Source organism: Thalassovita gelatinovora, assembly GCF_001458355.1.
Taxonomy (GTDB): Bacteria; Pseudomonadota; Alphaproteobacteria; order Rhodobacterales; family Rhodobacteraceae; genus Thalassobius; species Thalassobius gelatinovorus.
Genome location: NZ_CYSA01000001.1, coordinates 24,280 through 50,269, shown reverse-complemented (window position 1 = coordinate 50,269; position 25,990 = coordinate 24,280). Strand labels below are relative to the sequence as shown.

Here is a 25,990-nt window from a genome sequence, read left to right as displayed (position 1 = left end):
TCCTGAGATATGCTTCAACCAAAGCGTACAAAATTCCGCAAGATGCACAAAGGCCGGATTCACGGTCTGGCAAAAGGCGGCAGCGACCTGAACTTCGGTTCGTTCGGCCTGAAAGCCATCGAACCGGAACGGATCACTGCCCGTCAGATCGAAGCCGCACGTCGTGCCATGACCCGTCATATGAAGCGTCAGGGCCGTGTCTGGATCCGCATCTTCCCCGACCTGCCGGTCACCGCCAAACCGATCGAGGTTCGGATGGGTAAAGGTAAAGGGTCGGTGGATCGCTGGACCGCCAAGGTCAAGCCGGGCCGCGTGATGTTCGAAATCGATGGCGTCGACGAAGATGTTGCGCGCGAAGCGCTGCGTCTGGCCGCGATGAAGCTGCCGATCAAGACCCGCGTCGTGGTTCGCGAAGACTGGTAAGGTGGTGCCGGGCTAAAGCCCGGCCTACGGAAAAATCGAACCCCCCGTGCGAGCGATCGCACGGGGGTTTTGTTTTGCAAGGCGTTTTTGAAATGTCTCGCCCGGCCCAAGGCCGGGCCGCGCCCGACCTCCCCCCCGGAGGGCGCGTTTGGCGATGTCGCTCATACCTTGCGCGGCATCTATGCTTTGAAGCACACGCATCGATCAAGTGGAGTGCATGCGCCCTCCAGGTCGGGCGCGGCCCTCAGCAAGCCGTAGGGTGGGGTTTCACCCCACCAAGCTGTCGGTAGAAAGATCGCGTTAACCGATGGGGGGGGCACCACCCCATATCTGGCACCAAGCGTCCCGCCCGGAAATAGTCCGGGGCGCGGGTGTTAGCGGCTCACTCGCCCCATTTGTAATTGAAACTGACCGAAATCCGTTCATCCTCGGCCATGTTCATCGGCACCTCGTGGCGCAGCCAGCTTTCCCACAGCAACACGTCGCCCACCTCGGGCTTCACATAGATGAAGGTCTGCAGTTCGCGCCGCGCGTCTTTCTTGCGGGCCGGGGCGGCCATCATCCGGGCCGAGCGGGGGTCTTCCAGCTTCAGGGCCGACGCGCCGTCGGGCATCGACACATAGGTCGTGCCGGAAATCACCGAATGCGGGTGCAGGTGCGAACTGTGCGTGCCGCCTTCGGGCAAGATGTTGATCCACAGATCTTCAAGCACCAGTTCCTTGTCACCCAGATCGAATTCAAGATCTTTGGCGAAATTTGCCACGTGCTGGTCCAGCGCCTTGATCACGTCGGCAAAGATCGGAAAACGCCAGCCAAGATCGGTCAGAGACGCATAGGAGGTGTAGCCGGGATACCCGTTTTCTTCGCACCATTCCTGACCCGCCTCGTCATCCTCGGCGATCGAATAGCAGGATGCTTCCAACTCGTCAGTATCGACCGCAGGGTCGAATTCACTAAGCCGGGCGCGGTAAAGGCGGGTAACGAAGAGCGATTCAATCTGTGACATGGCACCGTCATAGCGCAGCCCGGAACAAAGGGCGAGAGGCCGTTGCGCCGCAGGCCAAGCCCCCGGCAGGTCTCAGCGAGGACTGTGAGCAGGGAGCATATCAATGTGGGGCGGCGCGAAAAATAAGAACTTTCCCTTGCCACCCGGATATCCCCCCCTTATAGAGCAACATCTCGCGGATTCCGGGTGACTGGGATTCGCGTGTTTGTTTTGAAACCACCAGGCACAAGGTGACCTTTGGGGCCTTCTGGTGCAGTAGAAAAGGAAAAGGCGATGAACGCCAATGAACTGAGTGAAAAGTCTCCGGACCAGCTCCGCGAGGAACTGGCTTCGCTGAAGAAAGAAGCGTTTAACCTGCGCTTTCAACAGGCCACCGGTCAGCTGGAAAACACCGCGCGTATGCGCCAGGTCCGCCGTAATGCGGCCCGTGTCAAAACCGTGCTGAACCAAAAAGCCCAAGCGGCTGCTGAATAAGGACCTGTCTGATGCCCAAACGTATTCTCTCTGGCACCGTTACCTCGAACGCCAACGCACAGACCGTGACCGTTCTGGTCGAGCGCCGCTTCACCCATCCGGTTCTGAAGAAAACCATTCGTAAGTCCAAAAAATATCGGGCTCACGACGAAAACAACCAATTCAACGTCGGCGACGCCGTCCGCATTCAGGAATGCGCGCCGAAGTCGAAAACCAAGCGTTGGGAAGTGGTCGTCGCGTAAGCGATCCCTTTGCAAAGCTTTAATCGAAACCCTGGGGACACGGGCGACTGCAAGCCCCCCCACAGGTCGGGAGAAACCAAATGATCCAGATGCAGACCAATCTGGATGTTGCTGATAACTCCGGCGCTCGCCGAGTTCAGTGCATCAAGGTTCTGGGTGGCTCGCACCGTCGCTATGCGTCGGTCGGCGACATCATCGTGGTGTCGGTGAAAGAAGCCATCCCACGCGGTCGCGTAAAAAAAGGGGACGTCCGTAAGGCCGTCGTCGTACGCACCGCCAAAGAAGTCCGTCGTGAAGATGGCACTTCGATCCGTTTTGACCGCAACGCCGCCGTTATTCTGAATAACGCAGGCGAACCGGTCGGCACCCGTATCTTCGGGCCGGTTGTTCGCGAACTTCGCGCGAAGAACTTCATGAAGATCATCTCGCTCGCCCCGGAGGTGCTGTAAGATGGCTGCCAAACTGAAAAAAGGCGACAAGGTCGTCGTCCTGACCGGCAAGGACAAGGGTCAAGAAGGCGTCATCGCCTCGATCGATCCGAAAGCCGGCAAAGCCGTGGTTGAAGGTCTGAACATGGCCATCCGTCACACCCGCCAGACCCAGACCAGCCAAGGTGGCCGCCTGCCCAAGGCAATGCCGATCCAGCTGTCGAACCTGGCCTATCTCGACGCAAATGGCAAAGCGACCCGCGTTGGCTTCCGTATGGAAGGCGACAAGAAAGTCCGTTTTGCCAAGACCACGGGGGACGTGATCGATGCTTGATACCGCGACTTATACCCCGCGTCTGAAGGCGCTTTATGTCGAAACGATCCGGGCCGCTCTGAAAGAAGAGTTCGGGTATAAAAACGACATGCAGATCCCGCGTCTGGACAAGATCGTTCTGAACATCGGCTGTGGTGCAGAAGCTGTCAAAGACAGCAAGAAAGCCAAGTCGGCGCAGGAAGACCTGTCGCTGATCGCCGGTCAGAAGGCCCTGACCACGATTGCCAAGAACTCGATCGCTGGGTTCCGTGTTCGTGAAGGTATGCCGATGGGCGCGAAAGTGACCCTGCGCGGCGACCGGATGTACGAATTCCTGGATCGTCTGATCACCATCGCAATGCCCCGTATCCGCGACTTCCGCGGCGTGTCGGGCAAATCGTTTGATGGTCGCGGCAACTACGCCACTGGTCTGAAAGAACACATCGTCTTCCCCGAGATTGACTTCGACAAGGTCGATGAAGTCTGGGGCATGGACATTGTGATTGCCACCACCGCGGATACCGACGCGGAAGCCAAGAGCCTGTTGAAAGCCTTCAACATGCCCTTCAATAGCTGACGCGGGGAGATAGAGTAATGGCTAAGAAATCCATGGTCGAACGCGAGAAGAAGCGTCAAAAGCTGGTGGCCCGTTATGCCACTAAGCGCGCTGCTCTCAAAGAGATCATCAATGACAAAGAAAAGCCGATGGAAGAGCGTTTTCGCGCTTCTCTGAAGCTTGCTGAACTGCCGCGCAACAGCTCGGCTACCCGTCTTCACAACCGTTGTCAGCTGACCGGTCGTCCCCACGCTTACTACCGTAAGCTCAAGGTCAGCCGTATCATGCTGCGGGAACTTGGCTCGTTTGGCCAGATCCCCGGTTTGGTGAAATCCAGCTGGTAAGGGAGAGAGTGATATGAACGATCCTATCGGCGATATGCTCACCCGTATCCGTAACGCCCAGATGCGTGGCAAGTCGACCGTGTCGACCCCCGCGTCGAAACTGCGTGGTTGGGTTCTGGATGTGTTGGCTGACGAAGGCTACATCCGCGGCTACGAAGCAGGCACCGATTCCGATGGTCATCCGACCTTGGAAATCAGCCTGAAATACTACGAAGGCACCCCGGTCATTCGCGAAGTGAAACGGGTTTCCAAACCCGGTCGTCGCGTCTACATGGGCGTCAAGGACATCCCGTCGGTCCGTCAGGGCCTGGGCGTGTCGATTGTCAGCACTCCGAAAGGTGTGATGTCGGACGCAGCTGCACGCTCCAACAATGTTGGCGGCGAAGTGCTCTGCACCGTCTTCTAAGGAGGTTGCAATGTCTCGTATTGGTAAAAAACCGGTCGATCTTCCCAGCGGCGTTTCCGCCACTGTCTCGGGTCAGACTATCGAAGTGAAGGGTCCGAAAGCGACCCAGAGCTTTACCGCAACTGACGATGTGACCCTGACGGTCGACGACAATGTCGTAACCGTGACGCCGCGTGGCAAATCCAAGCGCGCCCGTCAGCAGTGGGGTATGTCGCGCACCGTTGTGGCCAACATGGTCAAAGGTGTGAGCGAAGGCTTCAAGAAAGAGCTTGAGATCAACGGCGTGGGTTACCGGGCACAGATGGCAGGCAATGTCCTGAAGCTGAACCTTGGTTATTCGCATGAAGTCAACTTCGAAGTACCCAACGGTGTGACCGTGACGTGCCCGAAGCAGACCGAAATCGTTATCGAAGGTGACGATGTGCAACTCGTCGGCCAGGTCGCGGCAAATATCCGCGAATGGCGTGCGCCGGAACCCTATAAGGGCAAGGGCATCAAGTACAAAGACGAGTATATCTTCCGTAAGGAAGGCAAGAAGAAGTAAGGACGAGCAAAATGGCAAACAGCAAACGTACCCTGTTTCTGAAGCGCCGCTTGCGCGTTCGGAACAAGCAGCGGAAAGTGAATCGTGGCAAAATGCGCCTGTCGGTTCATCGCTCCAACAAGAACATCAGCGTGCAGCTGATCGACGACGTTCAAGGTGTCACCTTGGCCGCGGCCTCCTCTCTGGAGAAGGACCTCGGTGTGGTTGGCAAGAACAATGTCGAAGCAGCAGCCAAGGTGGGCACGGCAATCGCCGAGCGCGCCAAGAAAGCCGGCGTCGAGGAATGCTATTTCGACCGCGGCGGCTTCCTGTTTCATGGCAAGGTGAAGGCTCTGGCCGACGCTGCGCGTGAAGGTGGTCTGAAGTTCTAAGACTTGCGGGGGACGTTCGCGTCCCCCCGATGATCCGGGACGCGCCCCCGTATGGGGCCGCCACCAGGATTGAGCACAAAGGCGCCTCGCCGCGCCATCATGAAAGGAATGCCGAATGGCAGAACGTGATAACCGTCGTGGTAACCGCCGCGATCGTGATGAAACTCCGGAATTCGCCGATCGTCTGGTCGCAATCAACCGGGTGTCGAAAACCGTAAAAGGTGGTAAGCGCTTCGGCTTTGCCGCTCTGGTGGTTGTTGGCGATCAGAAAGGCCGTGTCGGCTTTGGTAAAGGTAAAGCGAAAGAGGTCCCCGAGGCCATCCGCAAAGCCACCGAACAAGCCAAGCGTCAAATGATCCGTGTGCCGCTGAAAGAAGGCCGCACGCTGCATCACGACATGTCGGGCCGTCATGGCGCCGGTAAAGTCGTCATGCGCACCGCGCCGGAAGGGACCGGGATCATCGCCGGTGGTCCGATGCGTGCCGTGTTCGAAATGCTGGGCATCAAGGACGTGGTGTCGAAATCGATCGGGTCGCAGAACCCCTATAACATGATCCGCGCTACGCTGGACGGCTTGACCAAAGAAGCCAGCCCGCGTTCGGTTGCGGCCCGTCGTGGCAAAAAAGTGGCCGACATCCTGCGCAAGGATGAAGCTCCTGCTGCGGCAGAAACCGCGCAAGCTGAAGCGTAAGGAGAATTCGATATGGCTACTATCGTTGTCAAACAGATCGGGTCTCCGATCCGTCGCCCCGCCATTCAGCGCCAGACCCTGATCGGTCTGGGTCTGAACAAGATGCACAAGACCCGCGAACTTGAAGACACGCCCTCGATCCGTGGCATGGTCAACAAGATCCCGCACCTGGTCGAAATCATCGAAGAGCGCGACTAACGCGACGAACCGGGCTGAAGCCCGGCCTGAGAAATGATGAACCCCCGGTCAGACATGGCCGGGGGTTTTTCTGTTCGGGGGGCGGCTGTAGGTTCTTAAACGCTGTTTCCGCCTTAATCGTTTAACCCGGCAACCTTGCGCGATCCGACGCGGGTCAGCACCTTGTCAAAGGCAAGCCCCACCGGGGTCGGTTTCATATTGCGATCCACCAGGTTGATCTGGGGGGATTTACCCTTCCACGGGTAAGGGTTGGCCGCGAACCAGGCGTGACGTTCTACAAAAGCCAGGTTTTCCATCATCGCAATGGCCTGTTGGGCGAAACGGGCGTTTTGCTGATAAGTGACGGCACCGGGGCGGTTCCAATCGATCATGGCAAATTCGGTTACCCAGATCGGGCGGCCATAACTGCGATGCACCGCTTGCAGCCAGTTGCGGAATGCGGCCACATCGCCATTTTTCGAATAATAATGCACCGCCATGAAATCGACCCGCAAACCGCGGCGGTCGACTTCGGTCATGAAACGGTGCTGCCACGATCCCTTGCCAAGCGTTTCCCCTTGCGTGGTGGCCGGCGATCCAAGCCGCAGACCGCGCGATTCAAGCTTGGGCCAAAGTGCCGCGGCTTTCTTGACCGAAAGCCCCGCCTGATGCTTGCCATTGTTGCGGTCGGGTTCGTTGAACCCCAGCAATGCCTTGGCACGGCGCGATGATACGATCCGTTTATTCACGTCGCGGGCATTGTGGATCATCGGCACGAATTCCACGGTGCGCGATACCCCGCCTCGATGCCAAATCTGATCCGGACGCCAGTTGTAATACCATTCCAGCCCGGGGCGTTTTTCGATCCATTCCAGCGTGGTTTTGCCAGGGTTTTCCCAAGCACCAACCCCCGCCTTTTGAGCGATTGCTGATTGGGCGAGGACAAGGAGTCCTAGAATACAAGCCAAAGTTCGGATCATGGATCTGACACGGGTTCTGATACGTTTCATAGGTGGGGTAACGGCAATAATGCTGAGGAATGAAGCAAATATCGGGCCGATCCGTGATATTTGGAGTACAATTTTAAGGAGCGCTCAAACATGAGGCACCAGAACACAGGTTAAAAGATGTGCTCAGGGTGTTTGCCCGCATGGCGGGTGGGGCGGCTCATGAGCTTCTCTTAGGCGCGTATCTTCCTAATTTATATGAGTAATTTCATAAGAAAAAGCGCTTGGCCGTCGTTAATAAAAATGCATCATAAAAACATATTTAAGACGCATCCATTTTATGGAGGACGGCAACGTTGTCTCATTCTGGACTCGACCTCACTTCAGTTGAACAATTTGCTGGGCAATTAGGCGACGCTTCGCCTAGCGGGATTGTCATTACCGAAACGTCAGGGACGATTGTTTGGATCAATGCCGCGTTGGAGAAGATCTTTGGCTACTCCGGGGCGGACCTGATCGGAAAACCGATTGAAACCCTTGTGCCCGATGACGTGAAAGCCCGTCACGTGGGTTTGCGGGATTCATTTGCCCGCCATTCTTCCCGTCGGTCAATGGGGGGGGAAATCGTTCTGTTCGGGCGGCATCGGGACGGCAGAAATATCCCCATAGAAGTCGGTCTCGGCAGATTGGAAACGGACAAACAGGCCTATTCGATCGCTTTTGTCATTGATGTCACGCCACGGTATGCCCACGAAAAGGAATTGGAAATCTATCGCCACAATCTGGAACAGAAGGTTGAGGAACGGACCGAGGAATTGCGGATTGCGTTGCGATCGACTGAAACGAATGTGAAACTTCTACAAGATGTGTTGCAGTCCTTCAGTCATGAATTTCGGACCCCGTTGAGCGTCATTGTCGGCTATGCAGAGATGATGAAATCCATGGTGGATGGAAACATTGTCGGGTTTGCCGGAGACTTGGAAGATTTCCCGGACCTCATTTTGGATGCTGGTAACAAGTTGGTCGATCTGGTCGAAAAGGCATCGGAAATGACGGTGGTGTCGTCGGGTGGGGCGAGCGCGCAAACCATACCTTTGACATGGGAAGATATCATAGATCGGGCGCGCAGACGCAGCGCCAAGTCGATGCGTGGAAAGGTGAGGGAAATCCAGACCGATCTGGCGGATGTGCCGAAGGTGAAAGGCGACGAAGAGCTGCTGATCCGTACCTTGGAATTTTTGATCGAAAACACGGCGAAATATGCCGGCCCCGAAAGCAAGCTGCTCATTTCGGCGGAGAACAGGGAAGGGTGGTGCCGGCTGCGATTGGATGACAATGGCGACGGGTTGAACGAAGCAGATTATCAAAAGGCGTTCGAACCTTTCGAACGGTTGAATCAGAAACATGGCAGCGTGTCGGGTGTCGGTCTGGGGCTGACATTGGCCCATGCTTATATGACGGCGATGGGCGGAAAGATCGGGATGGACCATTCACCGTTGGGCGGGTTGCGGGTCTGGCTGGAATTACCGCTTGCCTGAATGGATCGATCACGGGGAAACGCGGTTTCGCCGCCCCACGGGATGACGACAGCGACCGGCGCTTTGGCCCTGCTAAAGCTCTATTTCACTTACAGCTTCTTTATGTAGCTAAGATATTGTTAACATCCGACGTTCCAACCCTGATGGAACTGCGCGGAGCCGGAAGCCAATATGCCAAGACCCTCGGATGACCCGACAAATTCACCGGGCCAGCAGTCTTTGAAAGACGGATTCGACGCGCCGAATCTCGATTTTCTTTTGAAAGCGGTCGCCGAACAGTCCCCCAACGGTGTGATCGTCGTCGATGATGACGGCAGTGTGGTTTGGGCCAACCAGTCTTTGTGCAACATATTCGGGTATCAGCGCGGGGAACTGCATGGCAAACCGTTGGAAAACCTGCTGCCGGAACATTTGCGCGCTACCCACGAAAAATTGCGCAAAGGGTTCACGGCGGCCCCCAAGTCCCGGGGGATGGGGGGGAATCAGGTCTTGTTCGGGCGTCATCGGGATGGCCATGATGTGCCGATTGAAATCGGTCTGACCGGGATCCTGCACGATGACAAGGTCTTCAGTGCGGCTTACGTGACCGATATCACCGAACGGCTTTCCCAAAGCGACGAATTGCAACGACATCGCCGCAATCTGAAAGAACTGGAAATTCAGCACCGCAATCTCGAAGACCTGGTCCGTGAACGGACCGAGGATCTGAGGCTGGCGCTCAGCTCGACGCAATCCAATGTGAAATTGCTCAATGACGTTATGTCGACGCTCAGCCATGAAATCCGCACCCCGCTGAACACGATCATCGGCTATGCCGAACTGCTGGATCTGCTGCATGCGGACGGAACGCCGGAATCGGGCCGGATGCTCAGGGATTACGCCAAGTTCATTCTCGACGCGGGGGTGAACCTGATTGGCCTGACCCAGAAAGCCACCAACATGACGATGGTGTCCACCGGCAAGGTCGCGTCGGCGATCGAACAAATCGATTTGCTGGAAGTGCTGGATATGGCCCGTCAGCGCAATGAGCGGCTCAAGACAGACCACCTGATCGACTATCGGTTCCAGATTCCCGAAGGCCTGAAACTGCGCGGAAACACCGATCTGTTGGTTCGGGCGCTGGCATTGCTGTTTGAAAATTCCGCTAAATACAGCGACAAGGATTGTCAGGTGGGGGTGTCCGCCGAAGTTCGTGGCGGAATGTGCCATATTCGGATCGATGACAACGGGCCGGGGCTTGATCCGGCAGATGTTCACCGGGTGTTCGAACCGTTTGAGCGGCTGATCTACAAACACAGTGACATATCGGGCGTTGGGCTTGGGCTGACATTGGCGCGGACCTATGTGGATGCGATGGGCGGCCGGATCGGGATCGAACAATCACCGGCGGGCGGGGTGCGGGTCTGGATCGAATTGCCGGTGGTCTGATTCCGCGCCCGGCCCGTCGCGTCCTGTCTGTCGCGCCCTGCCTGTCAGTTCTCTTGCAATGCGCAGGGCTTGCGTTTATACGCGCCCGGTGGCCACATACGCCACAGAATCAACAATCAAGAAAAGCCGCGTTTGATCCTATCACGCTTCGGGGATCATATCCGGCAAGGAGAAGCGAAATGAAACTGAACGAACTGCGCGACAATCCCGGCGCTACCCCGAAACGCACCCGTGTGGCCCGTGGCCCGGGTTCCGGCAAAGGTAAAATGGGTGGCCGTGGTATCAAGGGTCAGAAATCCCGCTCGGGCGTGGCCATCAATGGCTACGAAGGCGGCCAGATGCCGCTTTACCAACGCCTGCCTAAGCGCGGCTTCAACGTGCCGAACCCCAAGAAATATGCGGTTGTGAACCTCGGCCTGCTGGCGAAATTCATTGAGGCTGGCAAAATTGACGCATCGGCGCCGATCACCGAAGACGTGCTGATCGAAAGCGGTCTGGTCCGTCGGAAATGGGACGGCGTGCGGATTCTGGCCAAGGGCGAATTCACCGCCAAGGTCGATCTGGACGTGACCGGCGCCTCGAAGTCGGCCATCGAAGCAGTCGAAAAAGCGGGCGGTTCGCTGAAGGTCAAAGCGTAAGCGACAGCTTAACGGGTTGTGAGCGGCGGCTGAGCCGCTTACATAGACCCAAGTTTTCCTAAGAACGCCGCCTGAGCTGGAAAACGCTCTAGGCGGCGTTGTCATATGAGAGAGACCACGCATGGTATCTGCAGTCGAACAAATGGCCGCGAACACAAGCTGGGCCGCCCTTGGAAAGGCGACCGAGCTTCGCAGCCGCATCCTGTTCACCCTGGGCCTTCTGATCGTCTATCGTCTGGGCACTTTCATTCCGGTTCCCGGGATTGACGGTGTGGCGCTGCGCGACTTTATGGAAGGCGCAGCCGCTGGTCTGGGCGGTATCCTGTCGATGTTTACCGGCGGCGCGCTTGGCCGGATGGGCATTCTGGCCCTCGGCATCATGCCCTACATCTCGGCGTCGATCATCGTTCAGTTGCTGACCTCGATGGTGCCATCGATGGAGCAGTTGAAAAAAGAAGGCGACCAGGGCCGCAAGAAGATCAACCAATATACCCGTTACGGCACCGTGGCCTTGGCCACGTTGCAGGCTTACGGGTTGGCAGCATCGCTGGAAGCGGGCGATCTGGTCACCGATCCGGGGATGTTTTTCCGCGCCTCCTGCGTGATTACTCTGGTTGGCGGCACCATGTTCCTGATGTGGCTGGGGGAACAGATCACCAACCGCGGCATTGGCAACGGTATCTCCTTGATCATTTTCGTCGGCATCATCGCCGAAGTTCCCGCCGCCTTGGCGCAGTTCCTCAGCCAAGGTCGCTCTGGCGCGATCAGCCCGGCGGTGATCGTCGGCGTGTTGGTGATGATCGTTGCGGTGATTGCCTTCGTGGTGTTCATGGAACGCGCCCTGCGCAAGATCCATATCCAATATCCCCGCCGTCAGGTCGGCATGAAAGTCTATGATGGCGGCTCCAGCCACCTGCCGATCAAGGTCAACCCGGCCGGCGTGATCCCGGCGATCTTTGCCAGCTCGCTGTTGCTGCTGCCGACCACGATCAGCACCTTTTCGGGGCAACAGACCGGGCCGGTGATGTCGACCTTGCTGGCCTATTTCGGTCCCGGTCAGCCGCTTTACCTGCTGTTCTTCGTCGGCATGATCGTGTTCTTCGCTTATTTCTATACCTTCAACGTGTCGTTCAAACCCGACGAGGTGGCGGACAACCTGAAGAACCAGAATGGCTTCGTTCCCGGCATCCGTCCGGGCAAGAAGACAGCCGAATATCTGGAATATGTCACCAATCGGATCCTGGTACTGGGCGCGGCCTATCTTGCGGCAGTTTGTCTCCTTCCTGAAATTTTGCGCAGCCAGCTGTCGATCCCATTCTATTTTGGCGGTACGTCTGTTCTGATCGTCGTGTCCGTGACCATGGATACGATCCAACAGGTGCAAAGCCACCTGCTGGCCCATCAGTACGAAGGGCTGATTGAAAAATCACAACTGCGCGGTAAAGGGAAGAAACGCGCAAGAAAGGGACCCGCACGTCGATGAATATTATTCTGCTTGGACCGCCCGGAGCGGGCAAAGGAACGCAAGCCCGCCATCTGGTGGACACCCGCAACATGATTCAGCTTTCGACCGGCGACATGCTGCGCGAAGCCAAGGATAGCGGCACCGAGATGGGCAAGATCGTTGCCGATGTGATGGCACGCGGCGAATTGGTCACCGACGAAATCGTGATCGGCCTGATCCGCGAAAAACTGGAAGGCGACAAAGCCGGCGGCTTCATCTTTGATGGGTTCCCGCGCACCTTGGGGCAGGCGGATGCCTTGGCCGAATTGTTGGCTGAAAAGGGTGAAAGCTTGGATGCTGTGATCGAAATGCAGGTGGATGACGACGCCTTGGTGTCGCGCATCACCGGTCGGTCGACCTGTAGCAATTGCGGCGAAGTCTATCACGACGAAACCAAACCTTGGCCTGCCGATAACAAGTGTTCCAATTGCGGCGGCGGCAGCCAGAAACGCCGGGCGGATGACAATGAGGAAAGCCTCAAGCAGCGCCTGATGGAATATTACAAGAAAACCTCGCCGCTGATCGGCTACTACTATGCCAAGGGGCAGCTGAGCCGGGTGGATGGTCTGGGCGAAATCAATGCGGTGCGCGCAGCGATCGCTGCGGTTCTGGACTAGGTTTCAACGGATCTTGTAGGTTCTCAGATCAGCGGTCGCGATCTTGTGCATGGCATGCACGATCGCGACCGTTTCTGTTTCCGACATCGGTGGCTCTTTGTCGAACAAGGCGGCCCGTTCTTCAGACAGCATGCGATACCCCATCGCCCATTGATCAAACAGTGTCGTTTCTATTGGCTCGCACGACAATATCGTCACGTCAGAGTGCCGGTGATCCGTTTTGATTTTTTCAAACAGATCCAGAACTTTGTCTTCGGGGCCTTCCAGCACCTGAAAAAAGGCTTTTGGCACCCGCACCAGATACCCCGTAATATGTAGTTTCGAATTGTTTTCCAGCGACTGAGTCAGAATATCCAGGTCGGTCTGCCCGCCCATCGGATGGGGGGCGCGGCTCGTATAGAGCAGGCGTATTGTCATCGCTGGCCTCCTTGTTGTGCAGCAAATAGCTTTGAAAAAATTCGGCCCAGTGTCGACCCCGGCGCAAGTATAGGCTATCATAGCAGAAGGCCGTCTTGTTGTTTTCCTTGCCGTCGGATTCTGGCCGCCGCGAAACGGGGCTGATATCCGCCCTTGACCTTGCCAAAAAATCCTCATACCTACCGACATCTCTGAAAAGAGAATCATTTTTGCATCGCGGGATACGCCCGTCTTGCAGATCACCTGATCAGCTGCGGCCCGGCGATGAACAACGTCGGGCTTACGTTGTGAAAAAAGGTTCTGGAGCTACGGAACCGCAACGAAAAGGAAAGTGACACGTGGCACGTATCGCCGGCGTAAACATCCCGACCGCCAAACGGGTTCCCATCGCCCTCACATATATCACCGGAATCGGCCCCTCCTCGGCGAAAGCCATCTGCGAGGCTGTCAGCATCGATGCGGCCCGTCGGGTCAACGAATTGTCTGATGCCGAAGTTCTGGCCATCCGTGAACATATCGACGCCAACTACACCGTTGAAGGTGACCTGCGTCGTGAAACTCAGATGAACATCAAGCGTTTGATGGACTTGGGCTGCTATCGCGGTCTGCGCCATCGTCGCAACCTTCCCGTGCGCGGTCAGCGTACCCACACCAACGCTCGTACTCGCAAAGGCCCCGCAAAGGCCATTGCCGGTAAGAAGAAGTAAGGGAGGTAGCTACCAATGGCACGTGATACCCGTCGTGGGGCCAAGAAAAAGGTCTCCAAGAACATCGCAACTGGCGTCGCACATGTGAACTCCAGCTTCAACAACACCAAGATCCTGATCTCTGACGTGCAGGGCAACGCCATCTCGTGGTCGTCTGCCGGTACCATGGGTTTCAAAGGCTCGCGCAAGTCGACCCCCTATGCCGCTCAGATGGCTGCGGAAGACGCTGGCAAGAAAGCCCAGGAACACGGTGTTAAAACTCTGGAAGTCGAAGTTCAGGGCCCCGGTTCGGGCCGTGAATCGGCGCTGCGTGCGCTGGCAGCTGTCGGTTTCAACATCACCTCGATCCGTGATGTGACCCCGATTGCGCATAACGGCTGCCGCCCGCCGAAACGTCGCCGGGTCTAAGAGCATCTTTATCAACTGGGGTCATGCATCCGCATGGCCCCAGTACGTCATTTTGAAACCTCGGGCGTCTTGGCCTTCGGACATGAGGACAGGACAGGAATGGAGGGACGCATGATCCACAAAAATTGGGCAGAATTGATCAAGCCGACACAGCTTGACGTGAAGCCGGGCAATGACCCGACTCGTCAGGCCACATTGGTTGCTGAACCGCTGGAGCGCGGCTTTGGTCTGACCTTGGGCAACGCGCTGCGTCGCGTGCTGATGAGCTCGCTTCAGGGGGCCGCCATCACCAGCGTGCAGATCGATAACGTTCTGCACGAGTTTTCCAGCGTCGCCGGTGTGCGTGAAGACGTCACCGACATCGTTTTGAACCTCAAGGGCGTTTCGCTGCGGATGGAAGTCGAAGGGCCCAAGCGCCTGTCGATCAATGCCAAAGGTCCGTCCGTCGTGACCGCAGGCGACATCAGCGACAGCGCAGGGATCGAAATCCTGAACAAGGAACACGTGATCTGCCATCTCGATGATGGGGCCGATCTGTACATGGAACTGACCGTGAATACCGGCAAGGGCTATGTACCGTCCGACCGCAACAAACCGGATGACGCACCGATCGGCCTGATGCCGATTGACGCGATCTATTCGCCGGTCAAGAAAGTCAGCTATGACGTGCAGCCGACCCGTGAAGGTCAGGTTCTGGACTATGACAAGCTGACCATGAAGATCGAAACCGACGGGTCGGTCACGCCGGAAGATGCCATCGCTTATGCGGCGCGCATTCTGCAAGACCAGCTGACCATTTTCGTGAATTTCGACGAGCCCGAAGCGGCCGGTCGTCAGGACGAAGACGATGGTCTGGAATTCAACCCGCTGCTGCTGAAGAAAGTAGACGAGTTGGAATTGTCGGTTCGGTCTGCAAACTGCCTGAAGAACGACAATATCGTGTATATTGGCGATCTGATCCAGAAAACCGAAGCCGAGATGCTGCGCACCCCGAACTTCGGCCGCAAGTCGCTGAACGAGATCAAAGAAGTGCTCTCGGGCATGGGGCTGCATCTGGGTATGGATGTCGAAGATTGGCCGCCGGACAATATCGAAGATCTGGCCAAGAAATTCGAAGACGCGTTCTGATCGCAATGCCGGGCGACGCCCGGCCCAAGAAATCGGTGTAGGCCGGGCTTCAGCCCGGCATGCCCCAAAATGCCCGGACTGCCGGGGACTATCAGGGCCGATGCCCCAAGGAGAGCCGGTGACACGCATCGCCGGTCAGACAAAGCAAAACGCGAATTTAGGAGATAGAAAATGCGTCACGCTCGTGGTTACCGCCGCCTGAACCGAACCCATGAACACCGTAAGGCCCTGTGGGCCAACATGGCCGGTTCGCTGATCGAACATGAACAGATCAAAACCACCCTGCCGAAAGCCAAGGAACTGCGTCCGATCGTTGAAAAACTGATCACGCTGGCCAAACGTGGTGATCTGCACGCCCGCCGTCAGGCCGCATCGCAGCTCAAGCAGGATCAGTATGTTGCGAAACTGTTCGACATTCTTGGCCCGCGCTACAAGGACCGTCAGGGTGGCTACATCCGCGTCCTGAAGGCCGGTTTCCGTTATGGCGACATGGCACCGATGGCGATCATCGAATTCGTCGACCGCGATCCTGCGGCCAAAGGTGCCGGCGACAAAGCCCGCCTGGAAGCTCAAGAAGCTGCCGACGCAGAATAAGATTTCCGGTTTCGGACCGGTCGAACCCCCGCCAATGGCGGGGGTTTTTCTTTGCCCGCCTTTTGTCCGGCAGCGCCAGCTTGATCATTTTTCGGGATGACAAGGCCGCGAATCCCCGCTAGCGTCCGGCGCATGACCCATACCTTCGCCGCAGTTTGGTTTTATTTTTATCCGCGCCAAATGGCGGTCGGAGGGGTCAACGCATTCTGAACTAGGATCAGACAGCAGACATCACACCAACCGCCCCGCTGGGCGGTTTTTTTATGTCCGCCCGGGGCCCCGATAAGGAAGCCCAAAAATGGAAACCGAAAATCTGCGTATCGCCAGCATGCAAGAGCTGGTTTCGCCCGAAGACCTGGCCGCGCGGCTGCCCGTTGCCGCCGGTACCGCCCAGACCGTGCTGGACGGGCGTGCGGCCATTCAAAACGTGCTCAGGGGGGCGGATGATCGTTTGATCGCTGTCGTCGGCCCCTGTTCGATCCACGATCCCGTTGCCGCGATGGATTACGCCCGGCGATTGAAGACGCTGCGCGATGATCTTTCCGATACGCTGGAAATCGTCATGCGGGTCTATTTCGAAAAACCCCGCACCATCAGCGGCTGGAAAGGGCTGATCAATGATCCTGGTCTGGATGGATCGTTCCGGATCAACGAAGGGTTGGACATGGCGCGCCGGTTGCTGCTGGATATCAACGGGCTGGGCCTGCCGGTGGGGACCGAATTCCTCGACACTGCGGTACCGCAATATATTTCTGACCTGATGGCCTGGGCCGCGATCGGTGCGCGCACCACCGAAAGCCAGATTCACCGCGAAATGGCCTCGGGCCTGTCCTGCCCGGTCGGGTTCAAGAACGGCACTCGCGGCAATGTGCAGATCGCGATCGACGCGGTGCGCTCGGCCGCGCGGCCGCATCACTTCATGGCATTGGGGAAAAACGGTCGTGCCGCCATCGCCGCCACCCGTGGTAATCCCGATTGCCATGTCATTCTGCGCGGTGGCGGCGGAACCAATTACGACGCGACCTCGGTTGAAACCACCTGCCGCAAGGCCCAACAGGACGGTCTGCGCCCGCAGGTGATGATAGATGCCAGTCACGCCAATAGCGGTAAGGCCCCGGAAAAACAGCCGTTGGTTCTGGCCGATATCGCCGCGCAAATCGCGGCAGGTGACGGGCGCATCACCGGAGTAATGGTGGAAAGCAACCTTGTGGCCGGGCGGCAGGATCTGGGCGCTGCGCCGCTTGTCTACGGCCAATCGATCACCGACGGTTGCCTTGGTTGGGACGACACGGTGATTGCGTTGAAACAGCTGGCGCAGGCGGTGGAAAAACGCCGGTCGCAACCGGCACGTCTGGCGGGCTAGACCGACTGGGCCGGCCCCCGCCATGCGGCGGGGGCTTCGGTGCTTGCAATCCGGCCCGTCGCTTCGCATATCAGGGGCAAGTCAATGAAAGGCGGGCCGAAATGCTGCGTATCATCATCCCCATTCTGCTGATCCTTGCCGCGCCACTGGCGGCGCAAACCAAGGTGCCGCAAAACCAGATGGAAATTCAGCTGGGCTTTGCGCCGCTGGTCCAACAAGCAGCCCCGGCCGTGGTGAATATCTATGCCAAACGGATCGTGCAGGCGCGGCAAAGCCCGTTTCAGAACGACCCGTTCTTTCGCGGCCTGTTCCGCGATTTCGGCGAAGTCAGGCCGCAGGTGCAAAATTCACTGGGATCGGGTGTGATCCTGTCCGAAGACGGCTACGTGGTGTCGAATTACCACGTGGTGGGCGATGCGGCGGAAATCCGCGTGGTGTTGAATGACCGGCGCGAATTCGATGCAAAGGTGGTTCTGGCTGACGAAGACAGCGATCTGGCGATCCTGGCTTTGGAAGGCGCCCGCGACATGCCGTTTCTGGATCTGCGCGACAGCGACGGGGTCGAAGTCGGTGAATTGGTGCTGGCCATCGGCAACCCGTTCGGGGTCGGCCAGACCGTCAGCAGCGGCATCGTGTCGGGGCTGGCGCGGTCGGGCACCGCGACCGGAAGCGGGCGTGGCTATTTCCTGCAAACCGATGCGCCGATCAATCCGGGCAATTCCGGCGGGGCGCTGATCGACGTGAATGGCCATCTGATCGGGGTCAATACTTCGATCCTGACCCGCTCGGGCGGATCAAACGGGATCGGTTTTGCGATTCCATCCAACCTTGTCGCGCAATTCGTGGCGCAGGCCCGGCAGGGCCATGACCGGTTTTTGCGCCCTTGGGCGGGGATGAACGGTCAACAGGTGGATGCCGATATCGCAGCCAGCCTCGGGCTGGATCGTCCCGGCGGCATCCTGATTTCGGGGCTGCACGAAGTCAGCCCGTTCCTGTCGGCGGGATTTGCCCCCGGCGATGTCATCCTTGCGGTGGACGACCAGCCGGTGAATACGCCTGCTGAAATGATTTTCCGCATGTCGGTGGTCGGGCTCGGTCAAGAAGTGCCGGTCACCCGATTCCGGGATGGCGCAAGCAGTGATCTGCGCGTCAAACTTATCGCGGCCCCTGACAGCCCGAAGCGCGACACTCGTGAACTGGGCAAGAAGACGGCGCTGCCGGGGCTGACCGTGTCCAATATCAATCCCGCCATTCTGGCCGAATACGGGCTTCCCTTGGGCAGCAGCGGCGTGATGGTGGAAACTCCCGGCCCTTACGGCGCGCAGGTCGGGTTGAAACCCGGCGATATCCTGCATGTGATCAACGGTAAGACGGTCGAAACCACCAAGGATGTTGAACAGGCCCTGTCAGGCCGGGTGCAGCGGCTGGCCTTTGATGTGCAGCGCGGCTTGCAGCGGCTGGTGATCCGGTTCAGGTTGTGATCCATGGCCGACCTGTTCGAACCCGCCTCCGGTAATCCGGACCCCCACAGCAGCGCACATCGGCCGCTGGCCGACCGGCTGCGGCCGCAATCGCTGGCGCAGGTGATCGGTCAGGATCAGGTGCTGGGGCCAGAGGCACCGCTGGGCGTGATGCTGGGATCGGGCAGCCTGTCATCGTTGATCTTCTGGGGGCCACCCGGCGTTGGTAAAACCACTATCGCGCGGCTTCTGGCGGATGAAACCGATCTGCATTTCGTGCAGATCAGCGCGATTTTCACCGGTGTGCCGGATCTGAAAAAAGTGTTCGAGGCGGCCAGGCTCCGGCGTCAAACCGGGCAGGGGACGCTGCTGTTCGTCGATGAAATTCACCGTTTCAACAAGGCACAGCAGGACAGTTTCCTGCCCCATATGGAAGACGGCACCATCCTTCTGGTGGGCGCCACCACGGAAAACCCCAGTTTCGAACTGAACGCCGCTTTACTCAGCCGGTCTCAGGTTCTGGTGCTGGAACGGCTGGCGCTGGCCGATCTGGAACGGCTGGCACAGCGGGCCGAAAAAGATCTGGACCGGGCCTTGCCGCTGGACGGACCGGCGCGCGAAGCCTTGCTGGAAATGGCCGATGGCGACGGGCGCGCGTTGTTGAACCTGATCGAACAGGTGGCGGCTTGGCGCGTCGAGGGCAAGCTGACGGTCGAAGCACTGTCGCAGCGGCTGATGAAGCGGGCGGCGAAATACGACAAATCGGGTGAAGAACATTACAACCTGATTTCGGCGCTGCACAAATCGGTGCGCGGTTCGGACCCGGATGCGGCACTTTACTGGTTCGCGCGGATGCTGGAAGGCGGCGAAGACCCGCGCTTTCTGGCCCGGCGGATCACCCGGATGGCGGTCGAAGATATTGGCCTGGCCGACCCACAAGCGCAGAGTCTTTGTCTGCAAGCCTGGGAAACCTATGAACGGCTGGGCAGCCCCGAAGGCGAATTGGCGCTGGCACAGGCGGTCGCCTATCTGGCGCTGGCCCCGAAAAGCAACGCGGTCTATGTCGCCTACAAGGCCGCCCGCGCCAGCGCCCGCAAATCCGGCAGCGAACCACCGCCCAAACATATCCTGAACGCCCCGACGAAGATGATGAAGGACCAGGGCTTTGGGGCCGGTTATGCCTATGACCATGACGCCGAAGACGGGTTTTCCGGGCAGAACTATTTCCCCGAAACGATGCAACGGGAAAACTTCTACCTGCCGGTCGAGCGTGGCTTCGAGCGGGAATTGAAAAAGCGCCTCGATTACTTCGCCAAGCTGCGGCGGCAACGGGGGAGTTGAGTGTTTGGGCCAAGATGAAATAGAAGCCCAAGGTTTTCTTCGTTCGCAAAATACGCCCGCCGGAGCACAGAATTGCAAACGTGTCGAAGTTTGGACTTAAAGGAGAGGGGCAACTGGACCTATCCAATCCCCCCCCTTCACGTGCGAAATAGGGCCAACGCGACACAGCATATTCGCTTGCGCTTCACCCCTGGCAAATGGAGCTTTCCCGATGATGGACGGTAAATTCGACAATGACATTCAGGCGGTCGTGGATGCCGACCGCGCCCATGTCTGGCATCACCTGATTCAGCACAAACCTTTCGAAACCGGCGAACCCCGGGTCATCGTCGAAGGCAAGGGCATGAAGGTCTGGGACCAGAAGGGCAAAGAATACCTCGATGCCGTGTCCGGCGCGGTCTGGACGGTGAATGTCGGCTATGGCCGCGAAAGCATCGCCGATGCGGTGCGCGACCAGCTGGTCAAGATGAACTACTTCGCGGGCTCTGCTGGCTCCGTTCCTGGGGCGCTGTTTTCCGAAAAGCTGATCGAAAAGATGCCGGGCATGTCGCGGGTCTACTACTGCAATTCGGGATCTGAAGCGAACGAGAAAGCCTTCAAGATGATCCGTCAGATCGCGCATAAGAAATACGGTGGCGAAAAGCACAAGATCCTCTACCGCGACCGTGATTATCACGGCGGCACGCTGGCGGCGATGTCGGCGGGCGGGCAGGACGAACGCAACATGCAATACGGCCCCTTCGCGCCGGGTTTCGTGCGCGTTCCCCATTGCATGGAATACCGCAAGGAAGAACTGGGTCTTGGCCACCTGTCGGGACGCGACTTCGGCATTGCAGCCGCCAACCTGATCGAGGACGTCATCCTGCGCGAAGGCCCCGAAACCGTCGGCGGGTTGTGTCTGGAACCGGTGACAGCGGGCGGCGGCGTGATTACCCCGCCAGAAGGCTACTGGGACCGGGTGCAGGAAATTTGCCGCAAATACGATATCTTGCTGCATATCGACGAAGTCGTCTGCGGCATCGGCCGCACCGGAACCGAATGGTTCGGCTATCAGCATTACGGGATCAAACCCGACTTCGTGACCATGGCCAAGGGCGTGGCATCGGGTTACGCCGCGATCGCCTGCTGCGTGACCTCCGAAGCGGTGTTCGACCTGTTCAAATCCGACCCCTCCGACAAGATGGATCATTTCCGCGATATTTCCACCTTCGGCGGCTGCACCGCCGGTCCGGCGGCAGCGCTGGAAAACATGCGCATCGTCGAGGATGAGGGCCTGTTGGAAAACTGCGCCAAGATGGGCGAACGGTTCATGGCCAACCTGCAGGCGCTGATGGACAAGCATGATGTCATCGGCGACGTGCGTGGCAAGGGGCTGTTCCTCGGGGCCGAACTGGTCAAGGACCGCTCCACCAAGGAACCGGTCACCGAAGCGGATGTCGGGGCGGTTGTTGCCGAATGCGGCAACCTGGGCGTGATTATCGGGGCTTCGAACCGGTCGATCCCGGAACGCAACAACGTGCTGTGCTTCTCGCCGGCGCTGATCGTGACGGCGCAAGAAGTGGACGCGATCACCGACGCGGTGGACAAGGCGCTGACCAAGGTATTCGGCTGAAGAAAGGGAGGGGCGCTGCCCCTCTCCGTTGAAAACCCTGCGGATTTTCAACGTATTCACCCCGGGATATTTTGAAACAGAAGAAGGGCGGGCCGGTGTCTGGTGGTCCGCCCTTGCTTTGTTCGGTTCCACAGAAAAGCTTTAAATTTGCAGGCTTTTTGTTTGTAGCGGATCGCGCCCCATGGTTGGATCTGCGCGGGCATGACCCATTCAGGGATGCCGGTTGACCACATGAGGACCTCCATGAAACGCTTGTTCTTTGTTCCTGCCATCCTGATTGCGACGCCTGCGCTGGCGCATCTCGACCCATCTGAACATGGATCGGTGGCTGCTGGTCTGTCGCATCCGTTGTTTGGGCTGGACCATATCCTGGCCATGATCGTCGTCGGCCTGTGGGCGGCGCAGATCGGCGGTCGCGCCATTTGGGCGGTTCCGGCAAGCTTCGTTTCGGCGATGCTGTTCGGCTTCGCTCTGTCGCTGATCGGCCTGCCATTGCCGTTGGTGGAACCGATGATCCTGGCCTCTTCGGTGGCGCTTGGGCTGCTGGTTACCATGGCGGTGCGGCCTGATCCGCGGATCGCGGTGGCGCTTGTGGGCCTGTTCGCGCTGTTCCACGGCCATGCCCATGGGGCCGAACTGGGCCATGCCGAAGCGGCGACTTTCGGGCTGGGCTTTGCCGTCGCGACAGCGACGCTGCACGGGGTTGGCGCGGCGGTCGGGGTGTTGCTGAAGGGCCAGCAAATGGCACTGCGCATCCTGGGCGGCGGCACCGCCCTGGCCGGGCTGATGATCGCCTTCAGCTGATCCAGAGGTGGATCGGCGGGGACCGCCCAAGGTATTTGCAGATCGCAGCTCAGTTGTTTCCAGGTACAACCCGGAACCTGATTGCGCCACTCGAATCAGGCCGATTGCAACTTCGATTCAGCCAGCTTCACCAACAATGTCAGCGTCTTGTTGATCGGGGTGGCAATGCCTGTTGCGTCACCTGACCGAACGATTTCGCCGTTCAGGAAATCGATTTCGCTGCGCCGTCCGCGCCGCAAATCCTGCGCGGTCGAAGAATACTGCCCCGGCATCGCGCGGCCAATCGCGTGCATGTTGTCAATCAGGTCATCGCCCAGATCAACGCCGCAGGCCGCAGCAACAGCGCGGCATTCGGCGACGATATCTTCCAGCAATCCGGGCACGCCTTGTTGGGCCACCAGCGCGCCATAGGGCAGGTCGGACACCGCCGAAAGCGCGTTATAGGCGCAGTTTACCACCAACTTGGTCCACATCGCCGCTGCAATATCGGGCGATAACCGGGTTTCCACCCCGGCGGCATTCAAAATCTCAGCGGCGGTTTCGCTGCCGGGGCCGCCGATTGCCAGGTCGCCGCGCCCTTCGTGGCGCACGATCCCCGCGCCCGCCATTGCCGCGGCGACATAGACCACGGCCGGGATCACCGGATGTCCGGTCACCTGCGCCAACCGGTCAGCATTACTGACCCCGTTTTGCAGGCTCAAAAGCAGGGTATCGGCACGCAGATGCGGCGAAATCTGCTCGCCTGCCACCTCGGTGTCGCTGGATTTGACGCAGAAAAGCACCATGTTTGCCCCGGCCACTGCGGCGGGGTCGTCGGTTGCCTCTGCAGCGATAACATGCCGGTCGCCCTGCATTTCCAAGACCAACCCATCGGCCTGCACCGCTTGAACCAAAGCGGGTCGCCCGATCAGCGTGACCTGATGCCCGGCCCGCGCCAGCATGGCCCCATAATAGCATCCGACCGCCCCGGCCCCCATCACTGCGATTTTCATGACCATTCCTTTTCTATCCGCGCAGACAACCGTGCTGACAGGTCGCGCTGCAGTCTGGCGTTCCGATAAGACCAATTTACCCGCTCAATAAGACCAGATATGAAGGGCAAATGTCGATCCCGGTTGAAACCTTTTTCCTTGATCCAAAGGCGCAGGGCACGTTGCAGGCGCAGATCCAGCAGATGATCGCGGCGGGCATCCTGTCGGGTCGATTCCGGCGTGGGGAAAAGCTGCCCTCGACCCGCAAGCTGGCGCAGCATCTGGGCGTCAGCCGGATCACCGTCACGCTGGCCTATACCGAACTGGTGGCCAATGATTATCTCAGTTCGCGCGGGCGGTCGGGCTATTTCGTATCTGAAACCGCCCCCGAACCGATGCCCGACCGGCCAGAAATGCCCGACGGCGATCCGGTCGACTGGTCGCATGCGATCGGTCAGCGTTTCATCAGCAATTTCGCGATCGAACGGCCGCTGGATTGGTCGAAATACCGCTATCCCTTCATCTATGGGCAAACCGATCCAACCCTGTTCGATCATGCCCATTGGCGGCTTTGTGCCTTGCGGGCGCTGGGACAGAAAGATTTCGGCGCGATGACGGCGGATTATTACGATCAGGATGATCCGCAGCTGATCGAATTCATCTTGCGCCACAGCCTGCCGCGCCGGGGCATCCACGCGCGCCCGTCCGAGGTGCTGCTGACACTTGGGGCGCAGAATGCACTATGGCTGACGGTGCAGGTTCTGCTGACCCCGCAGCGTTTGGCCGCGATTGAAAACCCGTGCTATCCGGCGTTGCGCGATATCCTGACCCAATCGCATTGCCGTCTGGCCCCGGTCGATGTGGATCAGGACGGATTGCTGCCGGATGCGATCCCCGATGACAGCGACGTGATCTTTACCACCCCGTCGCATCAATGCCCAACCTCGGCCACCATGCCGGTGGCGCGCCGGCGCCGGTTGCTGCAACGCGCCCGCGACATGGGGGCGTTGATCGTCGAAGATGATTACGAATTCGAAATGTCGTTTCTGTCGCCCGCGTCGCCCGCCTTGAAATCGCTCGATGCGGATGGCCGGGTGATCTATGTCGGCAGTTTTTCCAAATCGCTGTTTCCGGGGCTGCGGCTGGGGTATCTGGTCGGGTCCGAACCCTTTATCCGCGAAGCTCGGGCATTGCGCGCCAGCGTGCTGCGCCATCCTCCGGGGCATATCCAACGCACCGCCGCCTATTTCCTCAGCCTTGGCCATTACGATGCGCAGATCCGGCGGATGAGCAAGGTTCTGGCCGAACGCCGGGCGGTGATGGAACAGGCGGTGCGCGATTACGGGCTGGACATCGCTGGGGCGCGGTCCTTTGGCGGGTCGTCCTTGTGGATGCGTGCGCCGGAAGGCACCGATATGGGACGGGTCGCCAAAGAGCTGATGCAAACGGGGGTTTTGTTCGAAGCGGGGGAACGGTTTTTCAACGGTCCCGACGCCCCGAAGAACTTCTTCCGGTTGGCCTATTCTTCGATCCCGGCTGACCGGATTCCCGAAGGGATCAGACGCATTGCCGAAGCGTTGCGCTGACCGGCCACCGCAGTTTCTGCCTTACTTTTTCGATTTCCAACTGCCCAGCCAACGACCGATCCGGCCGCGCCGATCCGCAACGGCGTCGGACGCCGCATCATAGCTGTCTTCGAACCCTTCCAGCATCGGATCGATCCGGTTGCGCCGGAACCGCCGCCAACGCACCCAGAGCGCCCAGACCAGCGCAAAGAACAGCGTCAGGATGACGATGTTCAGCCACGGAATGATGGTCGCATCCGGTCCCGCAACCGGCTTCAACGCCACCGCGTTGGGGAAGATTGACAGATATTCATTGCGCCACCCGTAATGGGTGATCGAATACCATTCCGGTTGTGCCTTGGTGGATTTGGCATCATTCGCTTCGGTATAAAGATTGGCGGTGTCGAACTTGAAATAGGGTGGCCAGTGCCAACCGGTATCTTCGTTGCGATACACCCGGGCCTTGCCTTCGGGCGTGACCGCCTGGATGAACTGCACATCGCGATTTTCCAGTGTTTGTGACTGATCGTCCGGTGTTGACCAGAACCGCCGGGTCCAGTCGCTCAGATCCTGACGTTCTTCATAGGTGTTCACGATCCGCACGATATCGTGCTGTGGCAGGGTGTAATGGAAAAAAGCCGCCACGATCAGCCAGATCGTGCCCCAGAATGCCCATTTGAAATAGACCATTGCAGCGGCCTCCTTAATTCATATTTACAAGATAGATGATCAACAGAACCAGCAGAACCGGCACGACATAGACCAGCAATATCAGTTTGCGCCGGAAGGAATGCGAATAATCTTCCAGACCCTCGTCGACAAAGTCTTCCTTGTCGCCTTTGCGGATCTCTTCTTCCCATTCCTTTTTCAACTTGGCCTTGCGGACCGATCGGGACCAAAGCGACACCCCTGTATAGATAAGGGTCAGAATGACAAATCCAATAATCAGAAACCGCGCAAGTCCAAACATTTT

At 58.4% G+C, this 25,990-nt stretch carries 33 protein-coding genes; 27 read left to right on the top strand and 6 right to left on the bottom strand.

Features of this window, described 5'->3' with window-relative positions; translation table 11 throughout:
- The first annotated feature begins 9 nt into the window (after positions 1–9).
- Entirely contained in the window at positions 10–423 is a 414-nt protein-coding gene (gene rplP, locus TG4357_RS00275) for a 50S ribosomal protein L16 (protein ID WP_058260873.1), read from the top strand.
- Positions 424–805: 382 nt separating this feature from the next.
- Here the strand turns inward: rplP and TG4357_RS00270 are convergent, their stop codons facing one another.
- Entirely contained in the window at positions 806–1,429 is a 624-nt protein-coding gene (locus tag TG4357_RS00270; protein WP_058260872.1) for a 2OG-Fe(II) oxygenase family protein, read from the bottom strand.
- A 273-nt stretch (positions 1,430–1,702) separates the two neighbouring features.
- Here TG4357_RS00270 and rpmC point away from each other — a divergent pair, with 273 nt between their 5' ends.
- The 11 genes from rpmC (at position 1,703) to rpmD (ending at position 5,996) form a co-directional block, all read left to right on the top strand.
- Positions 1,703–1,903, top strand: coding sequence for a 50S ribosomal protein L29 (gene rpmC, locus TG4357_RS00265; protein ID WP_058260871.1), 201 nt, complete (start codon positions 1,703–1,705; stop codon positions 1,901–1,903).
- An 11-nt stretch (positions 1,904–1,914) separates the two neighbouring features.
- Positions 1,915–2,145, top strand: a complete 231-nt coding sequence (rpsQ, locus tag TG4357_RS00260) for a 30S ribosomal protein S17 (RefSeq protein ID WP_058260870.1) — start codon at positions 1,915–1,917, stop codon at positions 2,143–2,145.
- A gap of 80 nt (positions 2,146–2,225) precedes the next feature.
- Positions 2,226–2,594, top strand: a complete 369-nt coding sequence (rplN, locus tag TG4357_RS00255) for a 50S ribosomal protein L14 (RefSeq protein WP_009805806.1) — start codon at positions 2,226–2,228, stop codon at positions 2,592–2,594.
- A 1-nt stretch (position 2,595) separates the two neighbouring features.
- On the top strand, positions 2,596–2,907 hold the full coding sequence (gene rplX, locus TG4357_RS00250) for a 50S ribosomal protein L24 (protein WP_058260869.1): 312 nt from the start codon (positions 2,596–2,598) through the stop codon (positions 2,905–2,907).
- The gene (gene rplE / locus TG4357_RS00245; RefSeq protein ID WP_058260868.1) at positions 2,900–3,463 is read left to right on the top strand and encodes a 50S ribosomal protein L5; all 564 of its coding nucleotides are present in this window, start codon (positions 2,900–2,902) and stop codon (positions 3,461–3,463) included. The genes rplX and rplE overlap by 8 nt, the downstream gene beginning before the upstream one ends.
- A 17-nt stretch (positions 3,464–3,480) precedes the next feature.
- Complete coding sequence (gene rpsN / locus TG4357_RS00240; RefSeq protein WP_058260867.1) at positions 3,481–3,786, top strand: 30S ribosomal protein S14; 306 nt, start codon at positions 3,481–3,483, stop codon at positions 3,784–3,786.
- Positions 3,787–3,799: 13 nt separating this feature from the next.
- Positions 3,800–4,192 (top strand): 30S ribosomal protein S8, encoded by a 393-nt coding sequence (gene rpsH, locus TG4357_RS00235; RefSeq protein WP_058260866.1) that lies wholly within the window; start codon positions 3,800–3,802, stop codon positions 4,190–4,192.
- A 10-nt stretch (positions 4,193–4,202) separates the two neighbouring features.
- A complete protein-coding gene (gene rplF / locus TG4357_RS00230) occupies positions 4,203–4,736 on the top strand; it encodes a 50S ribosomal protein L6 (protein WP_058260865.1) in 534 nt (177 codons plus the stop codon).
- An 11-nt stretch (positions 4,737–4,747) separates the two neighbouring features.
- Complete coding sequence (rplR, locus tag TG4357_RS00225) at positions 4,748–5,107, top strand: 50S ribosomal protein L18 (RefSeq protein ID WP_058260864.1); 360 nt, start codon at positions 4,748–4,750, stop codon at positions 5,105–5,107.
- Positions 5,108–5,222: 115 nt separating this feature from the next.
- Complete coding sequence (rpsE, locus tag TG4357_RS00220; RefSeq protein ID WP_058260863.1) at positions 5,223–5,798, top strand: 30S ribosomal protein S5; 576 nt, start codon at positions 5,223–5,225, stop codon at positions 5,796–5,798.
- 12 nt (positions 5,799–5,810) lie between these two features.
- The gene (rpmD, locus tag TG4357_RS00215; RefSeq protein WP_058260862.1) at positions 5,811–5,996 is read left to right on the top strand and encodes a 50S ribosomal protein L30; all 186 of its coding nucleotides are present in this window, start codon (positions 5,811–5,813) and stop codon (positions 5,994–5,996) included.
- Between the two features lie 113 nt (positions 5,997–6,109).
- Here the strand turns inward: rpmD and TG4357_RS00210 are convergent, their stop codons facing one another.
- Positions 6,110–6,943, bottom strand: coding sequence for a glycosyl hydrolase (locus TG4357_RS00210; RefSeq protein WP_233487400.1), 834 nt, complete (start codon positions 6,941–6,943; stop codon positions 6,110–6,112).
- A 335-nt stretch (positions 6,944–7,278) separates the two neighbouring features.
- Between TG4357_RS00210 and TG4357_RS00205 the strand changes: the two genes are divergently transcribed.
- The 5 genes from TG4357_RS00205 (at position 7,279) to TG4357_RS00185 (ending at position 12,647) form a co-directional block, all read left to right on the top strand.
- Positions 7,279–8,460 carry a PAS domain-containing sensor histidine kinase gene (locus TG4357_RS00205; RefSeq protein WP_074647224.1) on the top strand — a complete coding sequence of 394 codons (1,182 nt, stop codon included), beginning with the start codon at positions 7,279–7,281 and terminating at the stop codon, positions 8,458–8,460.
- 171 nt (positions 8,461–8,631) lie between these two features.
- Positions 8,632–9,888 (top strand): PAS domain-containing sensor histidine kinase, encoded by a 1,257-nt coding sequence (locus tag TG4357_RS00200; protein WP_058260859.1) that lies wholly within the window; start codon positions 8,632–8,634, stop codon positions 9,886–9,888.
- Positions 9,889–10,067: 179 nt separating this feature from the next.
- Positions 10,068–10,526, top strand: a complete 459-nt coding sequence (gene rplO, locus TG4357_RS00195) for a 50S ribosomal protein L15 (RefSeq protein WP_058260858.1) — start codon at positions 10,068–10,070, stop codon at positions 10,524–10,526.
- Positions 10,527–10,647: 121 nt separating this feature from the next.
- Positions 10,648–12,009, top strand: coding sequence for a preprotein translocase subunit SecY (secY, locus tag TG4357_RS00190; RefSeq protein ID WP_058260857.1), 1,362 nt, complete (start codon positions 10,648–10,650; stop codon positions 12,007–12,009).
- Positions 12,006–12,647, top strand: coding sequence for an adenylate kinase (locus TG4357_RS00185; RefSeq protein ID WP_058260856.1), 642 nt, complete (start codon positions 12,006–12,008; stop codon positions 12,645–12,647). Before secY ends, TG4357_RS00185 begins: the two co-directional genes overlap by 4 nt.
- A 3-nt stretch (positions 12,648–12,650) precedes the next feature.
- Here TG4357_RS00185 and TG4357_RS19425 read toward each other — a convergent pair whose 3' ends face one another.
- Positions 12,651–13,064, bottom strand: a complete 414-nt coding sequence (locus tag TG4357_RS19425) for a BLUF domain-containing protein (protein ID WP_058260855.1) — start codon at positions 13,062–13,064, stop codon at positions 12,651–12,653.
- Positions 13,065–13,402: 338 nt separating this feature from the next.
- On the opposite strand from TG4357_RS19425, the gene rpsM reads away from it, so the two are divergent.
- From rpsM to TG4357_RS00135, 9 genes are all read left to right on the top strand, one after another.
- Positions 13,403–13,771, top strand: a complete 369-nt coding sequence (gene rpsM, locus TG4357_RS00175) for a 30S ribosomal protein S13 (protein WP_058260854.1) — start codon at positions 13,403–13,405, stop codon at positions 13,769–13,771.
- 15 nt (positions 13,772–13,786) lie between these two features.
- Positions 13,787–14,179: a 30S ribosomal protein S11 gene (gene rpsK / locus TG4357_RS00170; RefSeq protein ID WP_058260853.1), complete on the top strand. Its 393-nt coding sequence runs from the start codon at positions 13,787–13,789 to the stop codon at positions 14,177–14,179.
- Between the two features lie 111 nt (positions 14,180–14,290).
- Positions 14,291–15,307 carry a DNA-directed RNA polymerase subunit alpha gene (locus TG4357_RS00165; protein WP_058260852.1) on the top strand — a complete coding sequence of 339 codons (1,017 nt, stop codon included), beginning with the start codon at positions 14,291–14,293 and terminating at the stop codon, positions 15,305–15,307.
- Between the two features lie 171 nt (positions 15,308–15,478).
- Positions 15,479–15,901 (top strand): 50S ribosomal protein L17, encoded by a 423-nt coding sequence (gene rplQ / locus TG4357_RS00160; protein ID WP_058260851.1) that lies wholly within the window; start codon positions 15,479–15,481, stop codon positions 15,899–15,901.
- Between the two features lie 298 nt (positions 15,902–16,199).
- Positions 16,200–17,264: a 3-deoxy-7-phosphoheptulonate synthase gene (locus TG4357_RS00155; RefSeq protein WP_058260850.1), complete on the top strand. Its 1,065-nt coding sequence runs from the start codon at positions 16,200–16,202 to the stop codon at positions 17,262–17,264.
- 101 nt (positions 17,265–17,365) lie between these two features.
- On the top strand, positions 17,366–18,745 hold the full coding sequence (locus TG4357_RS00150) for a trypsin-like peptidase domain-containing protein (protein ID WP_175473948.1): 1,380 nt from the start codon (positions 17,366–17,368) through the stop codon (positions 18,743–18,745).
- Positions 18,746–18,748: 3 nt separating this feature from the next.
- Entirely contained in the window at positions 18,749–20,065 is a 1,317-nt protein-coding gene (locus tag TG4357_RS00145) for a replication-associated recombination protein A (protein ID WP_058260849.1), read from the top strand.
- A 214-nt stretch (positions 20,066–20,279) separates the two neighbouring features.
- On the top strand, positions 20,280–21,677 hold the full coding sequence (locus TG4357_RS00140; protein WP_058260889.1) for an aminotransferase family protein: 1,398 nt from the start codon (positions 20,280–20,282) through the stop codon (positions 21,675–21,677).
- Between the two features lie 243 nt (positions 21,678–21,920).
- Positions 21,921–22,481 (top strand): HupE/UreJ family protein, encoded by a 561-nt coding sequence (locus tag TG4357_RS00135; protein WP_058260848.1) that lies wholly within the window; start codon positions 21,921–21,923, stop codon positions 22,479–22,481.
- Positions 22,482–22,576: 95 nt separating this feature from the next.
- On the opposite strand, the gene TG4357_RS00130 is transcribed toward TG4357_RS00135, so the two are convergent.
- Complete coding sequence (locus TG4357_RS00130; protein WP_058260847.1) at positions 22,577–23,473, bottom strand: ketopantoate reductase family protein; 897 nt, start codon at positions 23,471–23,473, stop codon at positions 22,577–22,579.
- 110 nt (positions 23,474–23,583) lie between these two features.
- Between TG4357_RS00130 and pdxR the strand changes: the two genes are divergently transcribed.
- Positions 23,584–25,038, top strand: a complete 1,455-nt coding sequence (gene pdxR / locus TG4357_RS00125; RefSeq protein ID WP_058260846.1) for a MocR-like pyridoxine biosynthesis transcription factor PdxR — start codon at positions 23,584–23,586, stop codon at positions 25,036–25,038.
- Between the two features lie 21 nt (positions 25,039–25,059).
- Here pdxR and TG4357_RS00120 read toward each other — a convergent pair whose 3' ends face one another.
- Positions 25,060–25,707 carry a DUF1523 family protein gene (locus TG4357_RS00120; protein WP_058260845.1) on the bottom strand — a complete coding sequence of 216 codons (648 nt, stop codon included), beginning with the start codon at positions 25,705–25,707 and terminating at the stop codon, positions 25,060–25,062.
- Between the two features lie 13 nt (positions 25,708–25,720).
- Complete coding sequence (locus TG4357_RS00115) at positions 25,721–25,987, bottom strand: hypothetical protein (RefSeq protein ID WP_058260844.1); 267 nt, start codon at positions 25,985–25,987, stop codon at positions 25,721–25,723.
- Between the last annotated feature and the right edge of the window lie 3 nt (positions 25,988–25,990).